This window comes from Arthrobacter sp. sptzw32 (genome assembly GCF_059089735.1).
Genome location: NZ_JBNHEZ010000035.1, coordinates 1 through 260, shown reverse-complemented (window position 1 = coordinate 260; position 260 = coordinate 1). Strand labels below are relative to the sequence as shown.

Sequence of the window (260 nt, the reverse complement as noted above, 5' to 3'; positions counted from 1 at the left end):
ATGCGCGGACGCTGTTTGATGAGGCGGTGTGGAACCAGCTGTCCGAGGGCATCCGCTTTGTCCAGGGCGAGTTCGACGACGACGGCGCTTTCGAGCGTCTTGGCGAGACCATCAAGGAACTCGACGACGTCCGCGGCACGCGCGGCAACCATGCGTTCTATTTGTCGATCCCGCCCAAGGCGTTCGAGCAGGTCTGCCGGCAGCTGTCCAAGCACGGCCTGGCCCAGGCCGAGGGGGACAAGTGGCGGCGTGTGGTGATC

The 260-nt window shown here is 65.0% G+C and carries 1 pseudogene; it reads left to right on the top strand.

Features of this window, described 5'->3' with window-relative positions:
* Positions 1-260, top strand: a pseudogene (locus tag AC5RVN_RS17485) (glucose-6-phosphate dehydrogenase); the annotation flags it as partial.